Origin of the sequence: Gelidibacter gilvus, from assembly GCF_004115975.1 — a bacterium.
In the GTDB taxonomy this organism is placed as follows: Bacteria; Bacteroidota; Bacteroidia; order Flavobacteriales; family Flavobacteriaceae; genus Gelidibacter; species Gelidibacter gilvus.
The window spans coordinates 43719-67049 of record NZ_SDDZ01000006.1 but is presented as its reverse complement, the minus strand read 5'-3'; the positions used below and the strand labels follow the sequence as shown (position 1 = coordinate 67049).

23 protein-coding genes and 1 pseudogene are annotated in these 23331 nt (G+C 36.4%); 10 read left to right on the top strand and 14 right to left on the bottom strand.

Annotated features, from left to right (window positions below; genetic code table 11):
* Window positions 1-74 precede the first annotated feature (74 nt).
* Complete coding sequence (locus ESZ48_RS11320) at window positions 75-1295, top strand: M24 family metallopeptidase (protein ID WP_129017602.1); 1221 nt, start codon at window positions 75-77, stop codon at window positions 1293-1295.
* A 171-nt stretch (window positions 1296-1466) separates the two neighbouring features.
* On the opposite strand, the gene ESZ48_RS11315 is transcribed toward ESZ48_RS11320, so the two are convergent.
* Window positions 1467-2381, bottom strand: coding sequence for an AraC family transcriptional regulator (locus ESZ48_RS11315; protein ID WP_317127990.1), 915 nt, complete (start codon window positions 2379-2381; stop codon window positions 1467-1469).
* A gap of 276 nt (window positions 2382-2657) precedes the next feature.
* Between ESZ48_RS11315 and ESZ48_RS11310 the strand changes: the two genes are divergently transcribed.
* On the top strand, window positions 2658-5666 hold the full coding sequence (locus ESZ48_RS11310) for a hypothetical protein (protein ID WP_129017601.1): 3009 nt from the start codon (window positions 2658-2660) through the stop codon (window positions 5664-5666).
* 183 nt (window positions 5667-5849) lie between these two features.
* Here the strand turns inward: ESZ48_RS11310 and ESZ48_RS11305 are convergent, their stop codons facing one another.
* The 3 genes from ESZ48_RS11305 to ESZ48_RS11295 all read right to left on the bottom strand — a co-directional run bounded on the left by ESZ48_RS11305 (window position 5850) and on the right by ESZ48_RS11295 (window position 7480).
* The gene (locus ESZ48_RS11305) at window positions 5850-6287 is read right to left on the bottom strand and encodes a hypothetical protein (RefSeq protein ID WP_129017600.1); all 438 of its coding nucleotides are present in this window, start codon (window positions 6285-6287) and stop codon (window positions 5850-5852) included.
* A gap of 25 nt (window positions 6288-6312) precedes the next feature.
* Window positions 6313-6744 carry an FAD/NAD(P)-binding protein gene (locus ESZ48_RS11300; protein ID WP_129017599.1) on the bottom strand — a complete coding sequence of 144 codons (432 nt, stop codon included), beginning with the start codon at window positions 6742-6744 and terminating at the stop codon, window positions 6313-6315.
* 286 nt (window positions 6745-7030) lie between these two features.
* Entirely contained in the window at window positions 7031-7480 is a 450-nt protein-coding gene (locus tag ESZ48_RS11295) for a ferritin-like domain-containing protein (RefSeq protein WP_129017598.1), read from the bottom strand.
* A 398-nt stretch (window positions 7481-7878) separates the two neighbouring features.
* On the opposite strand from ESZ48_RS11295, the gene ESZ48_RS11290 reads away from it, so the two are divergent.
* The 3 genes and pseudogenes from ESZ48_RS11290 to ESZ48_RS11280 all read left to right on the top strand — a co-directional run bounded on the left by ESZ48_RS11290 (window position 7879) and on the right by ESZ48_RS11280 (window position 9152).
* Window positions 7879-8604: a sterol desaturase family protein gene (locus tag ESZ48_RS11290; RefSeq protein WP_129017597.1), complete on the top strand. Its 726-nt coding sequence runs from the start codon at window positions 7879-7881 to the stop codon at window positions 8602-8604.
* Window positions 8605-8644: 40 nt separating this feature from the next.
* Window positions 8645-9045: pseudogene (locus tag ESZ48_RS11285) on the top strand (SDR family NAD(P)-dependent oxidoreductase); the annotation flags it as partial.
* Entirely contained in the window at window positions 9042-9152 is a 111-nt protein-coding gene (locus tag ESZ48_RS11280) for a hypothetical protein (RefSeq protein WP_129017596.1), read from the top strand. The pseudogene ESZ48_RS11285 and the gene ESZ48_RS11280, both read left to right, overlap by 4 nt.
* 69 nt (window positions 9153-9221) lie before the next feature.
* Here ESZ48_RS11280 and ESZ48_RS11270 read toward each other — a convergent pair whose 3' ends face one another.
* Window positions 9222-9386: a Lacal_2735 family protein gene (locus tag ESZ48_RS11270; RefSeq protein ID WP_129017595.1), complete on the bottom strand. Its 165-nt coding sequence runs from the start codon at window positions 9384-9386 to the stop codon at window positions 9222-9224.
* A gap of 100 nt (window positions 9387-9486) precedes the next feature.
* Between ESZ48_RS11270 and ESZ48_RS19310 the strand changes: the two genes are divergently transcribed.
* Window positions 9487-9660: a hypothetical protein gene (locus ESZ48_RS19310; RefSeq protein WP_190246245.1), complete on the top strand. Its 174-nt coding sequence runs from the start codon at window positions 9487-9489 to the stop codon at window positions 9658-9660.
* A gap of 32 nt (window positions 9661-9692) precedes the next feature.
* Here the strand turns inward: ESZ48_RS19310 and ESZ48_RS11265 are convergent, their stop codons facing one another.
* Window positions 9693-10709 carry a PTS transporter subunit IIC gene (locus tag ESZ48_RS11265; RefSeq protein ID WP_129017594.1) on the bottom strand — a complete coding sequence of 339 codons (1017 nt, stop codon included), beginning with the start codon at window positions 10707-10709 and terminating at the stop codon, window positions 9693-9695.
* Between the two features lie 483 nt (window positions 10710-11192).
* Between ESZ48_RS11265 and ESZ48_RS11260 the strand changes: the two genes are divergently transcribed.
* The 3 genes from ESZ48_RS11260 to ESZ48_RS19305 are packed head-to-tail and all read left to right on the top strand — an operon-like array spanning window position 11193 to window position 15213.
* The gene (locus ESZ48_RS11260) at window positions 11193-14456 is read left to right on the top strand and encodes an Eco57I restriction-modification methylase domain-containing protein (protein WP_129017593.1); all 3264 of its coding nucleotides are present in this window, start codon (window positions 11193-11195) and stop codon (window positions 14454-14456) included.
* A gap of 2 nt (window positions 14457-14458) precedes the next feature.
* Window positions 14459-15043, top strand: coding sequence for a hypothetical protein (locus ESZ48_RS11255; RefSeq protein ID WP_129017592.1), 585 nt, complete (start codon window positions 14459-14461; stop codon window positions 15041-15043).
* Window positions 15044-15063: 20 nt separating this feature from the next.
* On the top strand, window positions 15064-15213 hold the full coding sequence (locus ESZ48_RS19305) for a hypothetical protein (RefSeq protein ID WP_190246244.1): 150 nt from the start codon (window positions 15064-15066) through the stop codon (window positions 15211-15213).
* Between the two features lie 989 nt (window positions 15214-16202).
* Here the strand turns inward: ESZ48_RS19305 and ESZ48_RS11250 are convergent.
* The 7 genes from ESZ48_RS11250 to ESZ48_RS11220 all read right to left on the bottom strand — a co-directional run bounded on the left by ESZ48_RS11250 (window position 16203) and on the right by ESZ48_RS11220 (window position 21317).
* Window positions 16203-16457: a hypothetical protein gene (locus ESZ48_RS11250; protein WP_129017591.1), complete on the bottom strand. Its 255-nt coding sequence runs from the start codon at window positions 16455-16457 to the stop codon at window positions 16203-16205.
* Window positions 16432-16857 (bottom strand): DUF5675 family protein, encoded by a 426-nt coding sequence (locus tag ESZ48_RS19590; protein ID WP_129017590.1) that lies wholly within the window; start codon window positions 16855-16857, stop codon window positions 16432-16434. Before ESZ48_RS19590 ends, ESZ48_RS11250 begins: the two co-directional genes overlap by 26 nt.
* A 3-nt stretch (window positions 16858-16860) precedes the next feature.
* Window positions 16861-17616 (bottom strand): hypothetical protein, encoded by a 756-nt coding sequence (locus ESZ48_RS11240; RefSeq protein ID WP_129017589.1) that lies wholly within the window; start codon window positions 17614-17616, stop codon window positions 16861-16863.
* Window positions 17617-17779: 163 nt separating this feature from the next.
* Complete coding sequence (locus ESZ48_RS19800) at window positions 17780-17986, bottom strand: hypothetical protein (RefSeq protein ID WP_394345727.1); 207 nt, start codon at window positions 17984-17986, stop codon at window positions 17780-17782.
* Window positions 17987-18477: 491 nt separating this feature from the next.
* Complete coding sequence (locus ESZ48_RS11230) at window positions 18478-18741, bottom strand: hypothetical protein (RefSeq protein ID WP_129017588.1); 264 nt, start codon at window positions 18739-18741, stop codon at window positions 18478-18480.
* Window positions 18742-19876: 1135 nt separating this feature from the next.
* Window positions 19877-20971: a HigA family addiction module antitoxin gene (locus tag ESZ48_RS11225; RefSeq protein ID WP_129017587.1), complete on the bottom strand. Its 1095-nt coding sequence runs from the start codon at window positions 20969-20971 to the stop codon at window positions 19877-19879.
* Window positions 20972-20996: 25 nt separating this feature from the next.
* Window positions 20997-21317 carry a type II toxin-antitoxin system RelE/ParE family toxin gene (locus ESZ48_RS11220; protein WP_129017586.1) on the bottom strand — a complete coding sequence of 107 codons (321 nt, stop codon included), beginning with the start codon at window positions 21315-21317 and terminating at the stop codon, window positions 20997-20999.
* 619 nt (window positions 21318-21936) lie between these two features.
* Between ESZ48_RS11220 and ESZ48_RS19855 the strand changes: the two genes are divergently transcribed.
* Window positions 21937-22143 (top strand): hypothetical protein, encoded by a 207-nt coding sequence (locus ESZ48_RS19855; RefSeq protein ID WP_449404160.1) that lies wholly within the window; start codon window positions 21937-21939, stop codon window positions 22141-22143.
* Window positions 22144-22198: 55 nt separating this feature from the next.
* On the opposite strand, the gene ESZ48_RS11210 is transcribed toward ESZ48_RS19855, so the two are convergent.
* Window positions 22199-22666: a hypothetical protein gene (locus tag ESZ48_RS11210; protein WP_129017585.1), complete on the bottom strand. Its 468-nt coding sequence runs from the start codon at window positions 22664-22666 to the stop codon at window positions 22199-22201.
* Window positions 22667-23331 lie beyond the last annotated feature (665 nt).

Sequence of the window (23331 nt, the reverse complement as noted above, 5' to 3'; positions counted from 1 at the left end):
GGTGATTTCAAAAAAAAGCCTCATTATATTGCCACGCATTTCGTCCAGATAGAACATTTTAAAATTAATAATTTATGAAAACAAAAGGAATCGGTGGGAGTACAATTGACGCCGAATTAAGTGCCATCACACCTAATGCACATTTAGTAAAACCGATACAAAAAAGCGAATTTAATTCACGGATTGAGAAAGCTTGTCAATTAATGCAAGATCAAAAAGCACAGGTCATGTATTTGCACGCTGGGAACAACCTCTATTATTTCACTGGGATGAAATGGAATTCCAGCGAGCGTATGGTTGGTGCTTTGTTATTTCCAAATGGAATCGTGCATTATATCGCTCCAAGTTTTGAAAAAGGGACAATTTTAGATTTCATGGAGGTTGAAGGAACCATCCATTGTTGGGAGGAACACGAAAGCCCTTATCAATTGTTAGCTCAGGTATGTTCTGAAAATGGTGTGGATAGCGGGGTTGTTTTTATAGATGAAAGTGCGCCATTTTTTATAACCGATGGGATTGCAAAAGCGAATCCGAAATTTGAACTTGTCAATGCCAAACCGATCACTGCAGGATGCAGAATGGTAAAATCTGAAGCTGAGATCGCTATCATTCAGCATGCCATGACGATTACTTTAGAAGTGCAGAAAGCCGTCGCAAGAATTCTTCATGTTGGCATCAGCGCTAAAGAAGTCACTGACTTTATTCACGAAGCGCATAAGCGTTATGGAATTCCGTCAGGGTCTTATTTTTGCATCGTATTGTTTGGTGTGGATACCTCATTTCCTCATGGCGTCAAGACCCCTAAGGATTTGGAAGACGGCGAAATGGTCCTCATAGATACCGGTTGTGAATTGCATGGGTATCTCTCAGATATTACCCGCACTTATGTGTTTGGTACAATTAGCGAATTGAAAAAACGTATTTGGAATATAGAGAAAGAAACCCAACAAGCCGCTTTTGATGCCGCTCAGTTAGGAAACACTTTTTCCTCTATTGATGATGCATCGCGTGTGGTGATTGAAGCACATGGCCTCGGACCTGATTATGAATTGCCTGGGCTGCCACATCGTACTGGGCATGGAATTGGCCTGGATATTCACGAATGGCCTTATGTTGTTAGAAATGAAGAAACTGTTTTAGAGCCAGGAATGTGTTTTAGTATCGAACCTATGATTTGTGTGCCAGACCAATTTGGTATTCGCCATGAAGATCATATTTATATGACCAAACAAGGCCCTAAATGGTTTACAGAACCGATGTTCTCTATTGAGGATCCATTTGGCGTAACGCTTTAGATACCTGCTTTTTTTTTCCACTTATCGGCAAAATTTGAGCCTTTGTGATCAGGTTGAAAGCGTAATTCTTAAAAATGAACTGTTTTTTGGAGGTGTGAAACAGTTCGTTTCTAATTGAAATTCAGGTTTTTAGAAAGACGGGTGTTCATGTATCCCATTCATTGATAATCACTAAAAAGTTGCTATGTTTTCTTTTCTGAAATCGGAGGGCGTGTCTTTTTTTATCACTTTAAACTGCCTGTTAAAATTGGAGATATTTTTAAATCCCGATTCATAGGCAATTTCGGCAATGGTGAATTGGTTTTCTGATACTAATAATTTTGTAGCATGTTCGACCCGTAATTCGGTTAAAAATTGAAAATATGTTTTGTTCGTCCGTTTCTTAAAGTATTTACAGAACGCGTTCTTCGTCATATTTGCCTTATCAGAAACGTCTTCTAAGGTAATATTCGCGTTAAAGTTGCCCATCGTGAATTCAAAAATATCGCGCATGCGATGGCCTTCAGAATCCGAATAGTGTTTGTCATATATAAAAGAGGATAAGCTTTGATACTCACATGAAGATCCGAGCTTCAATAATTTTAGCAAAATTAAAAACCGATCCAACTTTTCCGCCGATCTTAACGATAAGAAAAGCCGTGCCATGTCTTCACTATCTGAAATGGCTTTAAAACCATGTGTTGCCCTGGTAAAGAAAGGCTGTAAAGCCTTCGTCTCTTCCATGTTAAAAAAATTAGTCCCAAAGGATTTTTTGGTGAAAAACAAGGTTAACATTTCTGATTCCTCAGTAGCGCTGACGTCACTTTTAAGAATATGTGGCAGATAGCTTCCAATAACCAGAATATCATTAGGTTTATAGTAATTTACGGTATCGCCAACAATTAATTTCCCTTCGCCTTTAATGATATAACTTATCTGAATCTCTTCATGTTGGTGTAATTTATCATAGAATAAAATGCCCTTATCTTCCTGATAGACTAGAGCGTCATGTTCGGGTTTTGGAATTTTAAATGGAAGTACTTTCATAACATCTGATTTTGTACGAGCTTGTTTTTGCACCATCGGATTGTTGTCGTTTTTCGACATTCATATTTACGGGTTTGGATGCCTATTCCCGCTTAAACTATTCAAAAATAATGCTATTTAATTTATACGGGACAATATAGTATTAGTACTTGATAAATAGGAGTTATATGGCCATAGCTTTCTTAATCAACTTTGGTAGTTATCATTACTAAAAACTAAACCTTATGAGCGTAAAATGGGAAGGCATTAACTCGAACACATTATTTAGGTGACCCTACTATTCAAATTCTTTTATTATCTTTTCATTTTATATAATCCTATTAAATATATTTCCTTATGAATAAAGACAAGGGTAATTCACCTGAAAAACCTAGGCGTGAGTTTTTAAAGCAAATGGCGCTTATCGGCCTGGTAACCGGCATTGCTCCTGTTTTGTGGAGATGCAATGAAAATAAGGAAACCCCCACAAACTACTTGGGTTCAGGAGAAGGGCCTTATAAGGTTTGGGAAGAGATGTTAATGGCCTTAGAAACCAGCCCTGATCATTTGGAAGGCAGATATAAAAAATTAATTGCTGGTAAAGACCCCAAAGCAATGTTTGATTTTGTAAGGGATGATATCCACCTGATGCCGGCTAAACGCGCAGAAATCCATGGCATGCAAACCGCCATGAAATATGGCACGAAAGGAGCTTTGCGATATGGATTTGCAACACCTCGTGAAAAAGCGGAACTTTTACATGAAATGTACGCGCAAGCCGGGATCAAATCAAAGGTGGTCTATGAAATACTTGATATAAAAGATATCCCGGATGAAGAAGTTCCTTCCTTCTTTTATCGGCCAATAAAACGACCTTTCGCACCTGCTATTGATGATGCCACCAGGGAGCGATGGGCAAAAGAATTGGGAGCGTATAACAACAACTCCAGGAATTATGACCTTATTAACCCCGATTTGTCTGCCAGTAAAAAACTGGCCGATGAGGTTTGGCAGACCTTACCCGATAAAGAAAAAATCAGCCCACTTACCAGCAGTTTCCGCTGGGACCACTATGGAAATGGAACACCAACAGTTGAGTTTGAATGGGACGGAAAAACATGTTATGCACACCTGTTTGACCCTAAAGTTCCTTTTGGAGAATTAAAAAACAAGGCAAAAGCAGATTTAAGACCGGCTCAACCTGCGGTATTGAATGATGAGAAAATAAATTTAAGCTTAAGTTTTCGTGCAGGAATTGATCCAGAAGTAGAAACAGAATTGATTTCAGGGGAATGGTTCGTTCATGAACTGATAGGAAACCGCGTGGGCTTGTCGTTTGAAAATGGTCTGACCTTAGAAGAACAAATGGTGACTTCCTTTGGTGATTTAAGAACGTTTACACCAACTTTATCCCTCCAAGGTTTTGATCTGGAGTTGCCATTTATGGAAGAACGGTCTTTTATAGGAAATCCTTTTACTCTGGAAGGTAAAGTCATGGATCTTTCAGGCGACAATCCAAAAATTGATGGAAATGGCATCATGGAGAAACCGGATAAAGATCTTCAAAAAACAGTGACCAAACTGGAAATAGCCGCTATTCCCGCACTTTTTCCGCTGGTGAAATTAGAAGTAACACCCACAAATGCCGAAGGTGAATTTGTTGAAGGCCTATCCGCTACCGATTTTAGTATTGTAGATAATGGGAGTCCGGTAAAGGCAATCATGGAAAATAACCAACGGACGCCCAAAGTGCTCATCATGTACGATATCTCCAGGAGCATGCCTTTGGAATATCGAGATGAAGGCATGGATTCGTTTATTGATACCCTTGAAAAATCCATCTTGACAAAATACCCTACAGCGCGATTGGAGAAATGGCCAACAGACTCCTCATTGTACACCTGGCTGCTCAGGGCCTCTCAAACCAGAAACGACCTGATTATTTTTGCGACGGATGGCGATAATGATGATACTTTTGATCCGAAGATGGAACCTTTTTTCAAGAGTGGTCCACCTGCTGTAGTATTAAGCGTGAAAGGAACATCCTTTGATTCCTTTGACATCATGGCGGAGACCACCAATGGGGTCGTTTTAAATGCACAAGACCGAGAAGAAACTGCTCAAATGGTGACGTCATTCCTTGAGAAAATCGTCATCCCACCTTATGTATTTACCTACTACGCTTCAGGAAATGATATTCCACATGATGTCAGTTTAACTATTGATGACAATAGATTAAGCGCACAAAGCCAGTATAAATTTGCCATACAAGTACCTAAGGATCATCTTTTAGGTCAAAATATTGCCGGTTTGTACCTAACGATAAAAAGCAAGACAAAAACAGTAAAACGCTTAGTAGCTGGATGGTCAGAATACGATAAAAATTTGCCTACTCGGCAAGATTTCCTAGATGTTCGCAATACCATTTTCGGCGGAATGCTCATCAGTATTGAAGGCGAAGGACCCACACTATCAACTGCTTTATGTGATGAGTTGAAGTATAAATTAAGCACGCGCAATTGGGGGGAACCTTTGATGAATGGCGATGATGAAAAAGCAATCGAGGAATTTAAAAAAGGAGGACTTCATTACAACTCATTATTCATCCCGTTAATGGCACCCTTGGCGGAAGGCGTTACTGAAAACTCCTATACCTATGCCGCCGGACCGAGAATAGGAATCCTTAAACAGCAAATCGGCATCGGTGAAACACACAGCACGCTTAGCTTTGATTATGTACCCACGTCCGATTATCTGTCATTGGATCCAGATGCCCTGAAAGCCTTTAAAACCACCATTGAAAAAACAGCGCAATTAGCCGTTTTAGAAAACAGCTATTTCCCGAAAAATACATTGGCATTATTAAAAGATAAGCAACTGATGGATTTAGAAACCGCCTATGGCTTAAACTGGTTTAGGGATAACGAAGCGGTAGAGAAAGACCCGGTTTTTTGGAATCAACAGCTCCGATCAAATTATTACGGCAATAAGACAACACTGTATACGCCCTTTACACTCTTTGATAAAACGGCATCAGAAAAAGCGTATTGGCAGATTTCTCATGATACGGGCGAACTTTATGGCATACTCTACGATGGCACCGGCGGTGGAGCCAAATCAGTGGAAACGCAACTAAAAGACATCGACAATGTAGTGGAAGCGTATGGCAAAATATTAGATCATATGTCTCAGGGCCTTACTGGCGCCTTACCGATTGTCGCGATGTATAGCAAGACCCTTGTGCAGTTGTATGCCATTGCTTCGGTAGCGATTGTACTCATGGACGGCACTAATATGGACAAGGAAATCAGAAAGGCGCTGATTGAGTTGGCAAATGAGGTTGCAGAGCATATTGCTGATTTATAAGGTTTATTTAAACTCGAATTAATAACTGTCTTGTTTTTGGGGAAGCCTGCATGACTAAGCCACTGGTTCCGGAATAAAATAACCTATCCAATGCTTCCATTTCGTACTGAACTTTTAAGGATTTTTGAAACAACTACATCAACTTACAATACATGTGTTGTTGAAGATCCCATGAATCACTTTCTATAAATTGTCATTGCTATCATAAATTTTGGTGATCTCCTCAAGTGACATTTCTTTTTTAGGATGGTTCAATTTCAAGTCTTTTTTAAACTGCTCCATCAAAATTGTACTTGTAGCGTTGCAGGCTTGCAGACCGTAGGAATATGGCCGACAGCCTGAAGTATGGATAAAAGAAACATCCCGAATCTTAGAAGAAGGTACGCCAGTTGAATCAATTACTCTGTATCCTGCATCGACATCAATACCCCCTGTATATAAATAGGTTTTATTTCTATGAGTAAGAATCCGGTCTTTCTTTTTAGCATCTTTAATAATTGATGGATCAGGAGTAAATTTGAATACGGCTCTTGACTTTCTTACCATATTCTTGCTTATAAGTGTGGGAAAAGGATAGTTTTCAAAATCTAATTTCCCTTGACCTGAACAATTCACAAACATGGCGTATTCCAAAGTTTCTGATCGTTTACCTTATCATATCTATAATCTCTACGCCTGACATGACATTTATCCTTAGGTCTTGTTTTTTAAGTTTTTCGATTAATTTTTCAAATTGGTCTCTAAAATAATTTCCAAGAGCGATACGACTGTATACTTTTGATTTACTGATTGGAAATTCAGTTACATTTAAATTTTTAAGTAGTCCCTTCGGTTGATTCCTTAACCACTCTGCAAAACTTTCTTCCAGGGCTGGAATTTCTTCAGATGAAATATTAGATAAGTTATAAAAATCAGTCATTTCGGGATTATAGGGCATTCCCATACCGGCATTAATTGATTTCTCAAAAATTGTAATCGAATGCAAGTGCGATTTAAATTCTTGAGGCTGATCGGAAAGTTGTTTGAGAAAATAAATGCAGGTTGGTCCTGATCCGATGATGGCTAGTTTGTTTTTCATAACACTACTGTAAATATTGGAGAGCGGTTTTTACCTGATTGTTTTAATTTTGAGTTTACTAATTATGTTATTAAATACTGATCTGCAAGGTAGTTGAGAATTGGCATGAAGATATATTTTTGTGAATACAAAATGTAACGTAGAAAAAGAATTTTTTAATGCGAATACGTTTTTTCAAGATTAAAAAACGTTAAAAATTAAGTGTGAAATGTGTTTCGATGGGTCATCTTTATAACAAAAAAATGCCCCAATTTGAGACATTTCTTAAATCACTTAGAGCTTGAGACTATTTAAAATGCTCCATTCCCTTAACTTTTGCGAGATCTTCTTGGACTTTCATTTTTTGTTGTCTAAGAATGGTTGCAATGCTTGCAGGAAGGTCGGAATTATTCAAAACTTCCGCATATTCCTCAACAGATGCTTTTTCTCCGCGAATCGCTTCCTCCAGCATGGATTCATCATTATCTGCCGAGAAAAGCGCCTTGACATCCATCCAAACTCTATGCATAGTTCCAGTGAAAGATCCCTCATCATCGATTTCTTTATAGTTCACTACCATCTCCCTCTTCAATTCTGCATTAAAGCTTTCGCGGTCTCTCGATTTATCTATAAAGAAGGCTTTCAAACTTGGATTCTCTGCATTTTCTGCTGCTTTTTTATACCCTTTTTCTGCATCTCTGTTTTTCTCTAAAATTTCTTCCAATTGGTCGATTAAGTTGTCGTGTCTTGTGCTCATGTTTTTATTTTTTATGGATTAATATGCCATCTAAAATACTGCGCTTACTCTAAAATGGTTGACTGAAAAAAAATATTTTTTGGCGCTATAGAGAAATTATTATGTTGAATGGAAGTCATTTTCTAGACTATTTGACGATGAGTCATAAGTGTTGTGAGAACAATAACTTTAACTTATTTAATATTTCATTGTCATTATTATTTTTATTAATGTGAATAGAGCTGAGAGTTTATGAGAGTATCGTACATTTTTATTCTAAAAAGTCAATTTCTTTAAAACATCTTTTTGGAACTTAAAAGAAATGAATGAGCTGAGATTTTTAAAAATTAATATGAATCCTATGTAGAAAAAGTTTTCATAACTTTAAAGGTGTATTATTTATTGCATTCAAATTATTTATGGATAATTTTCTTAGCTATATTCTAATTTTCTTTTTGATTCTGTTGGTTCGGTATTTTATGACAGCAGGACTGTTCTATCTGTATTATTTGAATACAAAAAACAGAAATACTTCTGCGGAAATATTGAGCCAGCGACCGGTTAAAAAAGATCAGATAAGGAACGAAATTTATTGGAGCATTATATCTTCAGCAATATTTGCCGTTTTTGGAGCGCTCGTTTATTGGCTTTGGCTAAATGACCTTACTGCTATTTATTTAGATCCTTTAAAATATAGTTTTTGGTATTTGCCATTGAGCTTAATTATTGTATTCTTAGTTCACGAAACTTATTATTATTGGCTACATAGAGCAATGCATTTGCAAAAGTTTTATAAAATTGTGCATAAAGTCCATCATCAGAGCCTCAGTACAACACCCTGGACAGCATTTTCGTTTCATCCCTGGGAAAGTATCCTAGAAGCTTTAATTCTTCCGATTATCCTTTTGATCATACCAATAAACATTTATGTACTCTTTTTTTATTTAATTTTTATGACTTTTAGCAGTGTAATTAATCATCTAGATATTGAGGTTTACCCTACTGTTTTTAGAAAAAGTACGTTCGGAAAACTATGGATTGGTGCGACACACCATCATTTTCATCATAAAGAATTCAATACCAATTACGGATTATACTTTACTTTTTGGGATAAAATCATGGGAACGGAAAGCAATAAAATGTAATAGATTGATATCCATAAAGAAGTCTATATAGATGGGACCTCCGTCTATTTTACTTTTTAGCACAGTAGCCGCAAAGTTGAGTATGCCATTCCACACCAGTTTAGCTGGATTTAAATCTGCTGTTGAAGGCTTGGTCAAATCACTTGGAGCTGAGTTAGCCCCAACAATACGTGTGAATGCCATTGCGCCAGCAGTTACTGATACGCAACTTGCTTCAAAATTATTGCGAAATGAAAAGATGATTGAAAATATAACCGAGCGCCATCCTTTAAAGAGGTTTTTAAATCCAGAAGAAGTAGCTTCTACCGCAGCTTTTTTAATGTTTGATAAAGCAGCCTCCCAGGTCAAATTTTTGAGATGGATCGTGGCATTGTATCTTTTAAAATACAAATTATAAAAACGATGGTTTTACAAATCAATATAAGGATTTACAAAAATTGAACGCTGCTTATCAGGATACCTTGGTTGTAATAAGGTTTCCCTGCAATCAGTTCGGAAAACAAGAGTCTGGCGATGCTTCGGAAATCCAGACATTTTGCCGGTTTTAAGCCGGCATCATATTTTTGAGTTTCTATATCAAAAACAACATTATCTGGTTTCTTTTTATCGACTATCTCTTACTTTAATTGTTCTAATTTTTTCATGACCTCTTCAGCCTCATAAGTCTTTTGGTCACTTAGTTTTCTATTACTAGTAGAAAGACCATGGGCTTCTTTTGTAAGCTTTTGATAGTGTTCATATAATTTATCTTTCTCCGATTTCTTATTAAATAGTCCAAACATAATAATCATTTTAAGTAAAATTTCCCATTTGGGATAATCGCTTAAAGATACAAAATGTTTAAGTAATATTGATAAAAGTTAAACAAATGTATGTTAAATTATGAGTTACCATATATTGCTTGTATATATCATGGTTCCAAAAGTTAGTGATGAAAAAATGTTTGTAATTCTACTTCTACCTTTAAGTTGTGCAAAAAAAAAGAAATACTTCATAGAAAAAGAAAAGCGTTGGGCGCATCTCTTAGCTATGGATCGAAGAATCCACAACGGCTAAAAGTAAACCTGTTATTGACTAATGTCTTCCCATTATTCATAAATCAACTTCAGATCCCCAGGCTTAATCTTGCCTTTCCTGCGCAGATAGGTGGCAAATAAAACACTGAGTCCTATTGGCAAAAGGATATGGAATACCAATACCAAGGTAAAGGTGGTCCAGGAAAATCCCATGGTGTCAAAAGCCATAAATTGTCCTACCAGTCCGCTGGTACCCATCCCGGCACCGGCCGCATTATTTTTCATTTGAAATACCCCAACGGCCAGAGGTGCAGTTAAGAGTCCGGCCAGGGTAGGCGCTACCAAAATCCAAGGATTTTTAATCACATTCCCAATTTGCAACATGCTGGTGCCTAAGCCTTGGGCGATCCATCCGCCCATGCCGTTTTCCTTAAAACTGATGCTAGCAAAACCAACCATTTGAGCGGCACAGCCTACCACGGCGGCTCCTGCAGCCAAACCATCAATACCTAACATAAAGGCAATGGCGGCACTGGAAATAGGAGCGGTGAGTGCCAGACCCATTACGGTAGCCACAAGCATGGACATTAAATAAGGCTGTTGCTGGGTGCTCCAGTTGACAAAAGTGCCTAAAGATTGCATCAACTGGTTAATGGGTATGCCGATAAAACTGCCGATAGCGTAACCCATCAGCAGGACGGTCATAGGCACAATAATGATGTCCACCTTAGTCAGCTTGTAAGCAATTTTTCCCACTTCTGTAGCAATGAGCACGGTGACATAACTTCCGGCGGGACCGCCCAGTGCGCCTCCAAACGCTCCTGCCACCACGGCTGAAAAAAGAATCAGCGGCGGCGCTTTAAGACTGTAGGCCACGGCCACTCCAATGGCCGCTCCTACCAATTTCGGATCTTTGGCAAACTGTCCCATCTCCACCAAAGGTTCCAAGCCCAAAGCTTTGCCCATAGTCTCGAGGATGAGACCCATTAAGAGGGATGCAAAAAGACCCAGAGCCATAAAACTTAAGGCATTAACAAAATAATCGTGGGGCGAGAGACTGATGCCTTTACTTTTTAGGTAGGAAATCATAAGGTTAAGTTGTTAATAAGCATGCGCAGCAGCGGTTAAATATTCATGGCAATCGCTAAGATAAAAAAATCGCAGATGTGCACGCCCACATCTTTATAAGAAAATGTAAGGATCGATCTCTCCTGTCATTGCTCCTGAGCTGGCTTTTGGTCACAATGCGCTAAAAAAGCCTTTGCGATATTTGATTTTTCGCACATGGTGTGACGCAGGAACTGCAACCCTATAATAATTTAGGATAATTTTGAACCAATTTCGTCATCAAAAAGCAAAGTCCTATTTAATAAAAGAGTCTCTTTAATAGAATTGTTTTCATCTAACACATTGCTTCCATTTAGCGTTTGTATGCCCAAATGAACCAAATATTAAGTTTTCAGCTTGTTCTATTCATTTGAAAACTAAATACTAATAGATTCAAGTAGCTAATTCATCAATCCTTATTAACTTTCCCTATTTTAGAGGCTCAATAATACTCTATAGAATTTAATGGCATTATTTCAAGCATCCGTACTTAAATCCCATCTCGCTTTACTCGATGAAGCAGTAGTTGACAAAGCATATAAAAAATATCAAAAATACTTTTGGAACACGACGATTCAAGAAAACATCAAAAGTGCAAAGGAAGAACAATATCAAGCGACCTTTCTAAACGAGTTGTTTGTTAATATTCTTGGCTACACACTGTTTCCAAATCCCAACTCAAATTTAACTACGGAGTTTAAGAACGAGAAAAACCAACGTAAGGCAGATGGTGCTATTTTAAAAGATGGTGTTGCTATTGGTGTCATCGAATTAAAGGGCACAAATACCAAAGATTTAGAGAGCATTCGTCGTCAAGCTTTTGATTACAAGGCAAATCATAAAGACTGTGTCTATGTGATTACATCCAATTTTGAAAAGCTACGATTTTACATTAACGATGCCACAGAGTTTGAAGAGTTTGATCTATTTACACTCTCGCCAGAGCACTTTAAGCTCCTATTCCTGTGTTTACACATAAATAACATTCTGAATCAAACACCGCTTAAAATTAAGGAAGCATCCGTAAGAGTAGAGGAGGAGATTACCAAAGCATTTTACAAGGACTATTCAATCTTCAAGCGTGAGCTGTTTAGGGATCTCGTTAAAAGGAATGCCAAAACTGTAAAAGCTAAACTAAGTGAAACTAATCTTTTAGAAAATCACGAGTATATCGTTCGGCTTGAAAAGAATGTGAAACTCACATTGTTTCAAAAATCTCAAAAATTAATTGACCGGTTCTTATTTGTTTTCTTCGCAGAAGATAGAATGTTATTGCCTTATAACTCTACCCTTCAAATTCTCAAAAAATGGAAAGATGATTGGGATTTTGGCGATGAACGTCCATTATACGATTTGTTTAAACAGTATTTCCACTTTTTAGATTCGGGAAGAAAAGGAACTCAGAGCCGGGCTGAGATATACGCCTACAACGGTGGTTTATTTAAACCTGATGCTATTTTAGATGCACTAGAAATTGATAATGATCTTTTATATAAATACACGTCGTTATTATCCAATTACGATTTTGAAAGTCAGATAGATGTCAACATACTTGGACACATTTTCGAAAACTCGCTAAATGAGATTGAAAGTGTAAACTCAGAAATTGAAGGCGGAAATTTTGATAAGCAGACGAGTAAACGCAAAAAAGATGGTGTATTCTACACGCCCAAATATATTACTAAATACATAGTCGAAAATACAATTGGAAAACTATGTGAGGAAAAGAAAATCGAGCTGGATTTCCACGAGGAAGAATATTTTAAAGGACGAAAAAATAGAAATAAAGCAACCATTGAGAAACTGGTAAAAATTCTGGATGACTACCGGGATTGGTTATTACAACTCACAATATGCGATCCTGCTTGTGGATCTGGTGCATTCCTAAACCAAGCATTAGATTTTTTAATCAAAGAACACACATATATTGACGAACTTAAAACAAGGATTTTAGGAGGAGGATTACAGTTTCCTGACATCGAAAATACTATTCTTGAAAATAACATTTATGGTGTTGACTTGAATGAAGAAAGTATTGAAATTGCCAAACTCTCGTTATGGCTACGCACAGCGCAACCACGCCGGAAATTAAACGATCTAAGTAGTAATATTAAATGTGGGAATAGTCTGATTGATGATAAAAAAGTGGCTGGAAGTAAAGCTTTTAAATGGGAAAATGAGTTTCCTGACATTTTTGAAAATGGCGGGTTTGATGTTATAATTGGGAATCCACCATATGTAAGGCAAGAGTTGCTTAATCCTAAGGATAAACAATGGCTTTCAGAGAAGTATTCCGTTGGTAATGGGACAGCTGATCTTTACGTTTATTTTTATGAAAAATCAATTGAACTATTATTAAAGAATGGAATTCTTGGATTTATAACACCTAATAAGTTTTACAAAACTAAATATGGTTCTGGGCTACGTTCCTATTTGAAAAAAGCACAAATAATTGAATTTATTGACTTTTTTGAATTAAAGGTGTTTGATGATGTATCTACTGATTCGCAGATAGCAATTGTCAGGAAGACTGAACCGAAAGAATATATTGTTTATAAGCCTATCAATAATATTGATGAATTCAAAACTGATAGTGCTTCTGAATTGAAAGTAAGTATGGATAGATTGAATGAATCTGCATATGTATTTATTGATATGAATATTAATAATGTAATTGAAAAAATCATAAAGAATTCAGTTACCCTTAAACATTATACCCAAAATGGCATTGAGTATGGTATAAAAACCGGATATAATAAGGCATTTATTCTAAGTGAGGATGAAGCTAAAATTCTTCTTGAAAAGGATGAAATTTCGAAGGAAATTTTAAAACCATACATTCAGCCTACTGAAATAAATCGATGGAATGTCAATTTTAATAATGATTTTCTCATTGCTACTACGCCATCTAGGCATATTGATATTGACCAATATCCAGCTGTAAAAGCACACATGGAAGGTTATGGAGTAAAACGACTTGAGCAATCTGGCGAGAGTGGATCTAGAAAAAAAACACGAAATGAATGGTTCGAAACTTCGGACACAGTTTCATATGTGAAAAAATTTGATGAGAATAAGATAATCTATATTAGAACAGCTGTTAATCATAATTTTTATTATGATGAACAAGGTTATTATGTTAATGACTCCTGCTACATTATTTCCCCTGCAGACAAATTTTTATCGGCGTTTCTAAATTCATCAGTTTTTACGTTTTATAAAAAACTATTCTTCGTTGCTTATGGAAATGCTGACAGTAGTGGTCGTGTTAAACTAGATTATAATAAGATGATAAATGTTCCTGTGCCTATTATAAGCGAAGCGCATAAAATTATATTTAATAATTTAGTTGATCAATTGAAATTTAAAGCCAAGGAACTAAATTTAAATGTTTCGAATATCTTAGTTTATATTAAAAAAACTTATTTTATTGAAAAATATTCAAGAAAGCTCCAAAACTGGCAGGATCTCGATTTTGGCGAGTTTATTAAAGAACTAAACAAAGCCATTAAAACAAATAATAAATTAAGAGCTATTGATAATCTTGAGCTTATTCCAGAAATGTCGAAAAAGGATGAATTTGAATGGATGGAGCTCTTTGAGGAGAATAAAAAGAAAGTACAGGAACTTCAAACACAAATAACCCAAACAGAAAATGAAATTGATCAAATGGTTTATGAGTTGTATGGTTTGAATGAAGAGGAGATTGGAATTGTGGAGAATAGTTAACGATGGCTAAAACTAAAAAATATAAGATTAATGAGTTGACAGCCGAACAATTGGCTGGATGGGAAGAGTATCGACAGGCTCTTTACATTCAAAAGTCTAAAAGCGATGACCTTTTCGAGAAAGCAATAACCTTTATTACTTCTGGAGCTTTGGGTCTTACTTTGACTTTTCACGATAAAATCGTGCCAGTTGAAGATGCGGTTTTCGTAATCATTATAGCTTTAGGTTGGTCATTACTAGTAGCGACGCTTTTCATCAATTTGGTTAGTCATTACAGATCAAGTAAGTCAACAGATGATTCAATTGATGAGATAGATAAAATTATGGAATATAAAATCACCTATCCTGTGTTTCATCAGAATTTGAGCAAGAGAAATAAAACTATTGAGAACCTTAATAAAGCCTCAATTGTTCTTTTAGGAGTAGGGCTTTTATTAATTATCATTTATGTATCAATAAACATTCATTATGGCAAAGCAAGACAAGTCGAGACCACAGTCGAAACCACAAGAGCGGCAACATCCTCCAACACTAAATCAAAATCAGAAAGGACAAACGATACCACGACCTACGTCCCAATTAAATAATCATCCAAAAAAGAAATAATATGGCTGATGACAAGAAAATTAAAAAAATAGATAATCTTAATATTGGAAAGAATACAAGATGGGACACGCCTGAGATAAAGCCAAATGCTGGAGCGACGATACCTAGACCATCTACATTTTTAAATCCTGATAAAAAACCTAAAAAATAAAATTGTATTTAATATTTAAACAGAATACAAAATAGTTTCATCATAAATCTGTTTAAAGGATTTTGTGACTCGGCATATCTAATCAGAAAAAAACGTTAAGAACAAAAAAAATACCCAATTCAAACAGAATTGGGTGTAATTTTGGGTGATAAACTCATAGCTAGCTGATTATCAGTTGGCTTTTCGAAGAAAGAGGGATTAACGTCGTTGATCTCAATAAGAAATCCAATACAAGCATAGAAAACCACGCATCGCCAGAAAAAGACGATGCGAATTTTTTTAAACGTGAAAAATCAACCACATAATCGGATATATTCCGATTATGTGGTTAATTCGTTACAATTATTTTATAGGCGATTTTTTTTAAATGCCTTTGTTATTTTTACATTAGAGCATGTTTAAAAAGTTGCTGGGTTTCTCTTTTCCGAAGTTTTGATTGCGTTTCTCGGAGTATTTGATTTTACCGGAGTTGTTAATACTATCTACAATGCGTTATTTTTCCGGACAATAGTGGAGCACTTCCTAAAAAATAGTTAACTTTTAATTGCTTTGGTACCTGCTTACATTTACCATATCCAAAGTCATGAAATAAAACATGTAATTTAAAGACCTCTACTTTAATCCCGATTAAAAATTCGGTTGGTTAAGAGTAGAGGGATATAACCAGAGCTGACTAAGCTTTTAAAGTTAAATCGAAACCTGCTCTTAGGTAGACAATTTGAAATACATGTTTATACAATAAGAAAAGCTGTCATAGTTCCTAGTTTATAATCTTGGTATAAAAATAGCCGTCAGAAACTTTTATGCTCCCAACGGCTACTGATCAAGATTTGAAAAATTTGCTCGCCCATCTAAAAATTTGGCGTAACAAGAGCGTTGTCAGAAAACTGATTATTGCTCCAAGTATGGCCAAAATACAGGTGGCCAATAATTCTTGGCGGCCAATATGCGGAAATGTGCAGGCCACTATACCGCCTAACGTACCTACTTTAGTCGATAGGGTCTTCATCTTGTTCGGTGTTGTTGGCGCTTAGGCTCTCACCGTCCTGCACAACGGCCTGACTTACTGCCGTGGCTACGGTGCCTGCCACCACAAAATAGGTGGCCACACTCACAATCCACATTGGCATGGCAATTGGCGCCGCCAAAAGTGTGCCTCCTGCGGTAGCAAGACCCAGACCTACGTTGCGCAGGATACGAAAAAATTTAGGGGTGGGTTTATTGTATCTGTTTAAGATATTCATAACGATTGGAATTAATGTTTAACAAAATTGGTTCTTTCCTGTCCCTCGCCTGATGGCATAGAGATAGTAATTTCTGTAAAGCCCTTTGGGACTGAATACCAGTTCCAATACCCGTCAATTGCATAACCGGAGCAATGCAACCCTGTAGCTCCATTAAAGCATCATTTGCGGCATGAATCAGAATCTGACTCCGATTATAAACATCCAATACCTGCAAGTGTGTCTTATGCTTATCAGAAAATCGGGGTTGAAGTTCATATGTTCCCTCCGTGATGCACGAAATGTTTTTCGCGTTCTCTCTCCAGGGGAGTTCGATAGTGAAACAGACAAAATGCCCGTTTAAAGTGAGGGTACCGTTCGTACCCCCACTTTTGTAAACTCTGGTAAGATTGAATTCCATCGCTTAGATATTATCCACTCCCACAATAGCTAAAGCGTTGTTAGCCCCGTTTTTCAGCGGGTAATATTCACCATTGACGAACTGAAAGAATTCAATTCCAACAACTTGTACCACAGGTAATGTAGAAGCCGGGGTGAGCGTAACCGTCAAAGTGGAGGCAGGTACTTCCACAGGATCATAAGTTTGAATTCCTGAATCGCTTGTGGAGAAACCAAACTGCATGTTCGGGAAATCCAATTCGACAGCTCCCAAAGCAATCCGATAATGAGTGGTTCCAGCGGGAGCAGCAATACGGACCATCGGACTATAAGCCTCCAAGTCAATGGTGGCTTCACCGGTCACACGGTCAAATAACGCATCAAAAGCGGCATAAAGAGTGGTTCCCAAAGGAGCCGCACTATTAAAATTGAAACCCATTAAAAGGTCCATAGTGCCATTTTCAATGGTGCGAAGACCGCGCTCATTAGTAGCATCAGTCTTGATGATACTCAAAAGTACTTTGGTTAGTCTCCCCACAACCAATCGGTCTTTGGCGTGTTGCATCAGACTTCGGAGAGCGTTTCGAATAAGCTTACCGCCCTTACCAGCGGTTCCAAATTCTGATCCGTTCTCCCTAGTCCTTTGAAAAGCAGGGTCGTTAAGAATCCTCTGGCGACTTATGCCTCCTTTTGCCCTGGCCATATGACCATCGGCAGTTCTGTAAAAGGAAATGTCATCAATAGTTCCTTTCAATTTGATAATTCCAGCTTGTTTTGCCATAATAAAAAAGATTTAAAGTGAACGGCAAATATGGGACAGACAAAAAGCCTTTGTTCACAAGTTGGGAACACCTTGGGGAAGATTTATGTCTCTAAAACTACTGGAATGGAATCGAGGTAAGTTAATTAGGAAGATAAAAGGGACATTGATTGGTTTCTGATTTTTAACCCCTGTAGTAGGGTCGCTTTTTTACAGTTCTCCTTCTGTTTTTTAAGATAATTAATGTGAGAATATAAATCAAAACAATGGCAAATGGAATGACTGTAAACCGATATTCGGGTAAGAGATACCAATGCGTTAGAATTGTGGTTGTTCTCGTCAATGTATGAAAAATACCGACCCAATGTTTTATGATCCAAGAAAACGGCAACCATATCAATCCGGTCAGAATCCCCGCGGTCAGGAAGAAGAATAATCAATGAGGAAAAATGGGTACGGCGATCCAATCCTTTGAGTGCTCACGAAATAACAAAACACCAGAATGAACTTATATTCTATACCCGATAACGTAGTAAAGACGATAAACGCCGTTGGGGCAAAATATCAACAGCGGTGAAAATCCCTTGGTCAGCCATATTATGATAATTGAAAACTGAAACCAAAACTGATAACTAAAACCCCTCTCAGGGTTCCCAACCCTGAGAGGGGTGGATAAATTTCATATGATTTATAGCTATTTCTTTAAATGTGGCATTGTTGGTGAAAAACACAAACAGGGGCATAAATTATCTATTTTTCGAATAATCTGCATTTTCTTCAAAAAGAATGAGATTGGAACCTGATTTAAGATTATAAGACATGCTTAGTACGAAGAAGATTATATGGAATGACTTATCGATCAAAGCCAATCTATAAGAAAGATTAGTTTAGTGTTTGGCCCGATGACTCCTCCTCGTTTAAAATTTGCATCATTCGATATTTAACTTCTTTAGCCATCATTTTTAAAGGAAGCTTTTCATCTTTTTCAATTATCCTTGCCATAGTTCGTAAGAGAATAGGGGTCTTGAGAATATCCATAAAGACATTGGTGTAATCTTTGACATCTGAATTGTCTCCTAATTTTTTAAGGTCTTCAATCTTTTCAACATTAAAAAACCAGGAAGGATCAAATTTTTTCTTAGCCATAATCATAAGTTTTTGGTTTGGTACAAGTTACAAAAAAAATCTATTGTCAAGACAGATGGTGCAGAACCCCTTTTATAGTATTTTTTAAATTAGGAGCTTAGCTTTAGTGATATGATTCTCTCTATTCCAGAAACCAATAATTCCAATTTAATTTTGTAATGTCGCACAGAAAGCGATGTTGCTTTTTTGTTCTATGACGCTGTGATTGATTTGCATAGCCTTAGCTATGGAAATTATGAACAAGGAAATAGAACGGACAATGAACAAGCTTGAATGCGGCATTACATTGTTAAATTGGTATATAATATGAATATCTTAAAATGACTTTAAAATAATGCTAAACTAATAGCTTTATGAAGTGTCTTGGTTCTTTGACCGGACAAGAGTGCTTTTTAAAGTTTTATTTATGTCTGATTATAAATTTCCTCGGCCTTAAAAGTTACGGTATATCCGAAAAGTGTAATAACAGATAAAAGGACAATCAAAATGTCACATTGAGCGCAGTCGAAATGCTTATTTGCCTAGCCTTCGACTGAGCTGAGTTTGACAAAAAATTAGCTTTACTCCTAAAAACGTTCATTCGTAAAAGTTAAAACTGATAAAGGATTTTAAACGTTTTGTTCGTTAATGTTCTCGTTTTTCATTTTATGGGAAATGCTACCCATATACTAATTTCTTGTTAGATATAATTTTATAATATATAGGTTTAAGAATTTTGCAGTTTGTGTCCTGATTCTTGGTTCTTTCAACGCAGTGGCGGTTACTGAGCTTGTCGCAGTGTCTTGGTTCTTTTACCGGACAATAACCTTATCTTAAGGCTTACTCCCAGAAGAGTTAATTACCTAATGATTTTTATGTCAATCCCGACTACTGTATTGCAGTAGACCTTTTTCAGGGGCAGGAAGTAAATTATTCTAATATAAAAAATGGGGAAACCCGATTTTAATTGATTCAACAATTGATGATCTTAAAAGAATATAAATGCATGAACTTAAGGTTCAGGTACAATTGAAAACTGGTGCTTTTAGATGTGGAATTGTTACTGAGAAACACAAGTGGTATATACTTTATTAAACCAAAAAACGGTTCAGATTTACACCTGAACCGCTATTTTTGATATCCTTATGGGCAACAGTTATATCATTTTTTTGTCAATCGTGGTTTTCATTGCGTAGTAGTCCATTTCGTAACAAACACGACCTAATAATATAGCAGGATTAATTTTATGTTTATCTCCTAAAGCCTTTATTTTCTCATCGTTTAAAGGAAGATGATTGTCTAAAATGTCTTGCCATATGTCTTTAGAAATCAGTTTTTGTTGAGCGTAGTTATCTGCTTCTGTCTCGCATTTGTCTAAATTCTGTTTTGTAGTTAAGTCCATAAATTTCCTTTCCTTGTCATTTCTCATATGCAAGTCTATATGTCCAATTTCGTGCATAATTGTAAATGCAAAATTGTCAATCCGATTATATCTCAAAGTCAATGCGATAGCTGGGTTTTTCTCTGACCAAAAAGAAAACCCATCAATAGGTGTTTTCTCAAGTTTATCAATCAGCAAAAATTTAATTCCAAATTGATTAAGTACTGCTTTAACTCTTTCTGGTGTCCCAGAATTTTCGTAAAAGATATTATTCAGATTTTTACAGAGTTGATTTAAATTGTCAAAATTAAAAGTATTCGTTTTTTGTTTTTTAGCTTCATATTGAGCTAATGAACTCCAAGCGAACATATTTTTCTCATCAATTTTCAACTTATCAGATTTACGATAATAAGCAAATTTATCTTTAGAAAAAGAAGACACCAGAGAATCAATAGTTTCTACTTCATATATATTTTTTATTGTATTTATGTCACTTTCAATGTCATCATTCAAATAGTTGTGTTTTTTGAAATATCGAACAGGAACATATTCTTTGATAATGCTCCATAGTTCAATATTTCTAACTTTTTTAATGTTTTTCTGCTTAACTCTTGCCTTATCAATCTCATATTGAGATTGGAATTTCATCCAGTAGTCCGCTGAAATACCTAATATTTTTTCTAATAAAATTGCAATATCTGCGGTTACTGGTCTTTTTCCTTTTATAATTTCATTTAAAAATGATGGTTTTACATCTAATTCTTTTGCCAAAATTCTTTGGTTTAAATCAGGTGTTGCATCTAATTCATCTTTAATTAAAACTCCCGGATGTGTCGCTTGTACTGGTGTTAAAACTTTGTTTGTTGCCATCTTTCCCTGTTTTTGCTTGTAGTTATTACTTGTAATGATTACTCAATTCAATAATTGAGCATATTGTAATACTATCTGGTTCTTCTCCTTTTAGTTTAGTTGTAAATTCTATTCGATACTTGCCATCCACTCGAACAGATTCTAATCCTTTTTTATCGCCAATAAGTTTTTCGTAATTCAAACTCCTAATGGGATATAACTCTTCTGTACTATTCGCAACTCTTAATTTATCTATTGTTTGTATATACTTTTTGATAACATTTGGTTGAAACCTATGTTTTTTGCTTCGAGCCTTACCATTTTCGTACAATTCTTTCAGATAATCTTTCTCGAAATTTATTTCCATAGTTTTCTTTTATCATAGTGCAAAGATACAAATAAAAAAACAAAAGTTCACTTAATTAGTGAACTTTCTGTTGTGCTCGAATTGTTGCCAAGGTCCCGAATAAACACAGTAGAGGGATTTACGCACTGACTTTTCAGTTTATACTGCAAAGTAAAATTTTAAATTAGAGGGTGTAACACTTGTGCCAAAATACAAAGGCATCTCTTATGCGCCGGATTAGCGACAGGAAGAATTAGCAAGTCGCAAGGATGTTGGCCATATTGCCTTCTTTTAAGCGATAAAGTATTTAATACTTGACCTTTCAAAGCGGTGCGGTGAGAGTGGTCGAACTGTGGCATAAATCGAACCGTTATGGGTTATTAACACACAGTCAAAAGTGGCACCGTTTGAACCGAAATGCCTGGCACTATGAAACCGAAATCTCTGGCACAAATCGAATATTTTCGAGGAACGAGCATAGCAGGCAAATTGCGCGATATTGATGGTTGGCTCAGAACTTAGCGAAGCGCATCACGAATTCCTATGAAAAAACAATAAGAAAACATGAGTAAACCGAATTCGCTACTGTATTTGGCACGACTGGAAGAAACCTGAACGGAAGAGGAAAAACCTCATTCGATTGGGTATTGACCAAGACCACGCCTATGCATGGAGCAGAACTCGAAAAGGTGGTTGGGCAACGGCACATAGTCCCATTTTAGGCACGACCATTACTTTAAAACGCTTAAAAATGCGAGGATACCAATCATTGACCGACGTTTACTTAGAACTCAACCCATCTTTTTGCGAACCGCCGTATACGAGACCCGTACGTACGGTGGTGTGAGAGGCGCAGTGGCGACTTTTAAGTCGTCACCCGTCTACTCGATTGGCAGTAGTTTTTATTGGTCGATGTCAAATGAGTGAGACCAATTCTGAATTATCACATCTTTATTCGCGTTTTTCACAAGGTCTTTAAATTCCTTAAAATGCTTATTAAAAAATCTTGGTAATATTCTGACAGTTTTCTTTATTCCGTCATTATTAAGATAGCCAATTTTCCATATATTCAAATAATTTAGCTCAATCATTGTCAGCTTTACTTTATAAACATTTTTTAATGGTATTTTTTCTTTTTCAGATTTTCCTATTACATAAATAAAATCATTGTCAAATTCAATAGTTTTCGCTTTGTCAAATAAGTAGTAAAGTCCGAAACAAATTATCAGAAAAATCAATAGCGGAATTATGCTTTTTAAATCAATGTTATTTTTTCTAAAATAATTCGCAGTTGGTAAAATCAGTAGGATTCCAATTGTAAGAAATAGGTATTTATATATTCTGATATTTCTTGATATTCTTCGTTTCATTTTAAATTCTGACTAACTTTTTGTAATGTACTGAAAATTAATAATTAGTATTTTGTGTTTTTAGTATTTTCATTTTGTATTCTCATTAAAACGTTAGCTTAAAGAGATTAATTTTTTTTTCCGTAAAGAGGGGAATTACACACAACGTTTAGTGTATGAGCAGTGGCGTGGTTATGCACGGACAATTGCAAACAGGTACTTGCCATTGGAAAATCCGCAGGATTTTCCAAGTAGGCGAGGACAAGCCATTGCTTATACATATTGTGTGTGCCCAGCATGGGCATCTTTAATTTACCGAAAGGTAAATAATTAATCTAGAGGGTGCAAGTCCCTTATGGGCAGGGGTAACGCCTTGAACCATTAGTAAGCTGCAAGCTCGTTTACCTTGAGGTATGGAGTGAAGGAAGCAGGACTACAAAACTCGGTACTGACGAACAGAAACCGTATAAGAGGCATTTATGCACGGGTAAGCAAGCACATCATTGTAAAGCCCAAAGATTACAAAAGTGCATATATGTAGATACGGCAGGAATCGAGGGAAAGAAGATGCCATTACCTGGGGAGGTCTCTTAGATTACGAGTTGATTACTAAGAGAAGTCAGCAGACGTCATAGTACTTGTGGCAACGAGCTATCATCAGAAAGTTAGAGGACTCACAAGCAAGG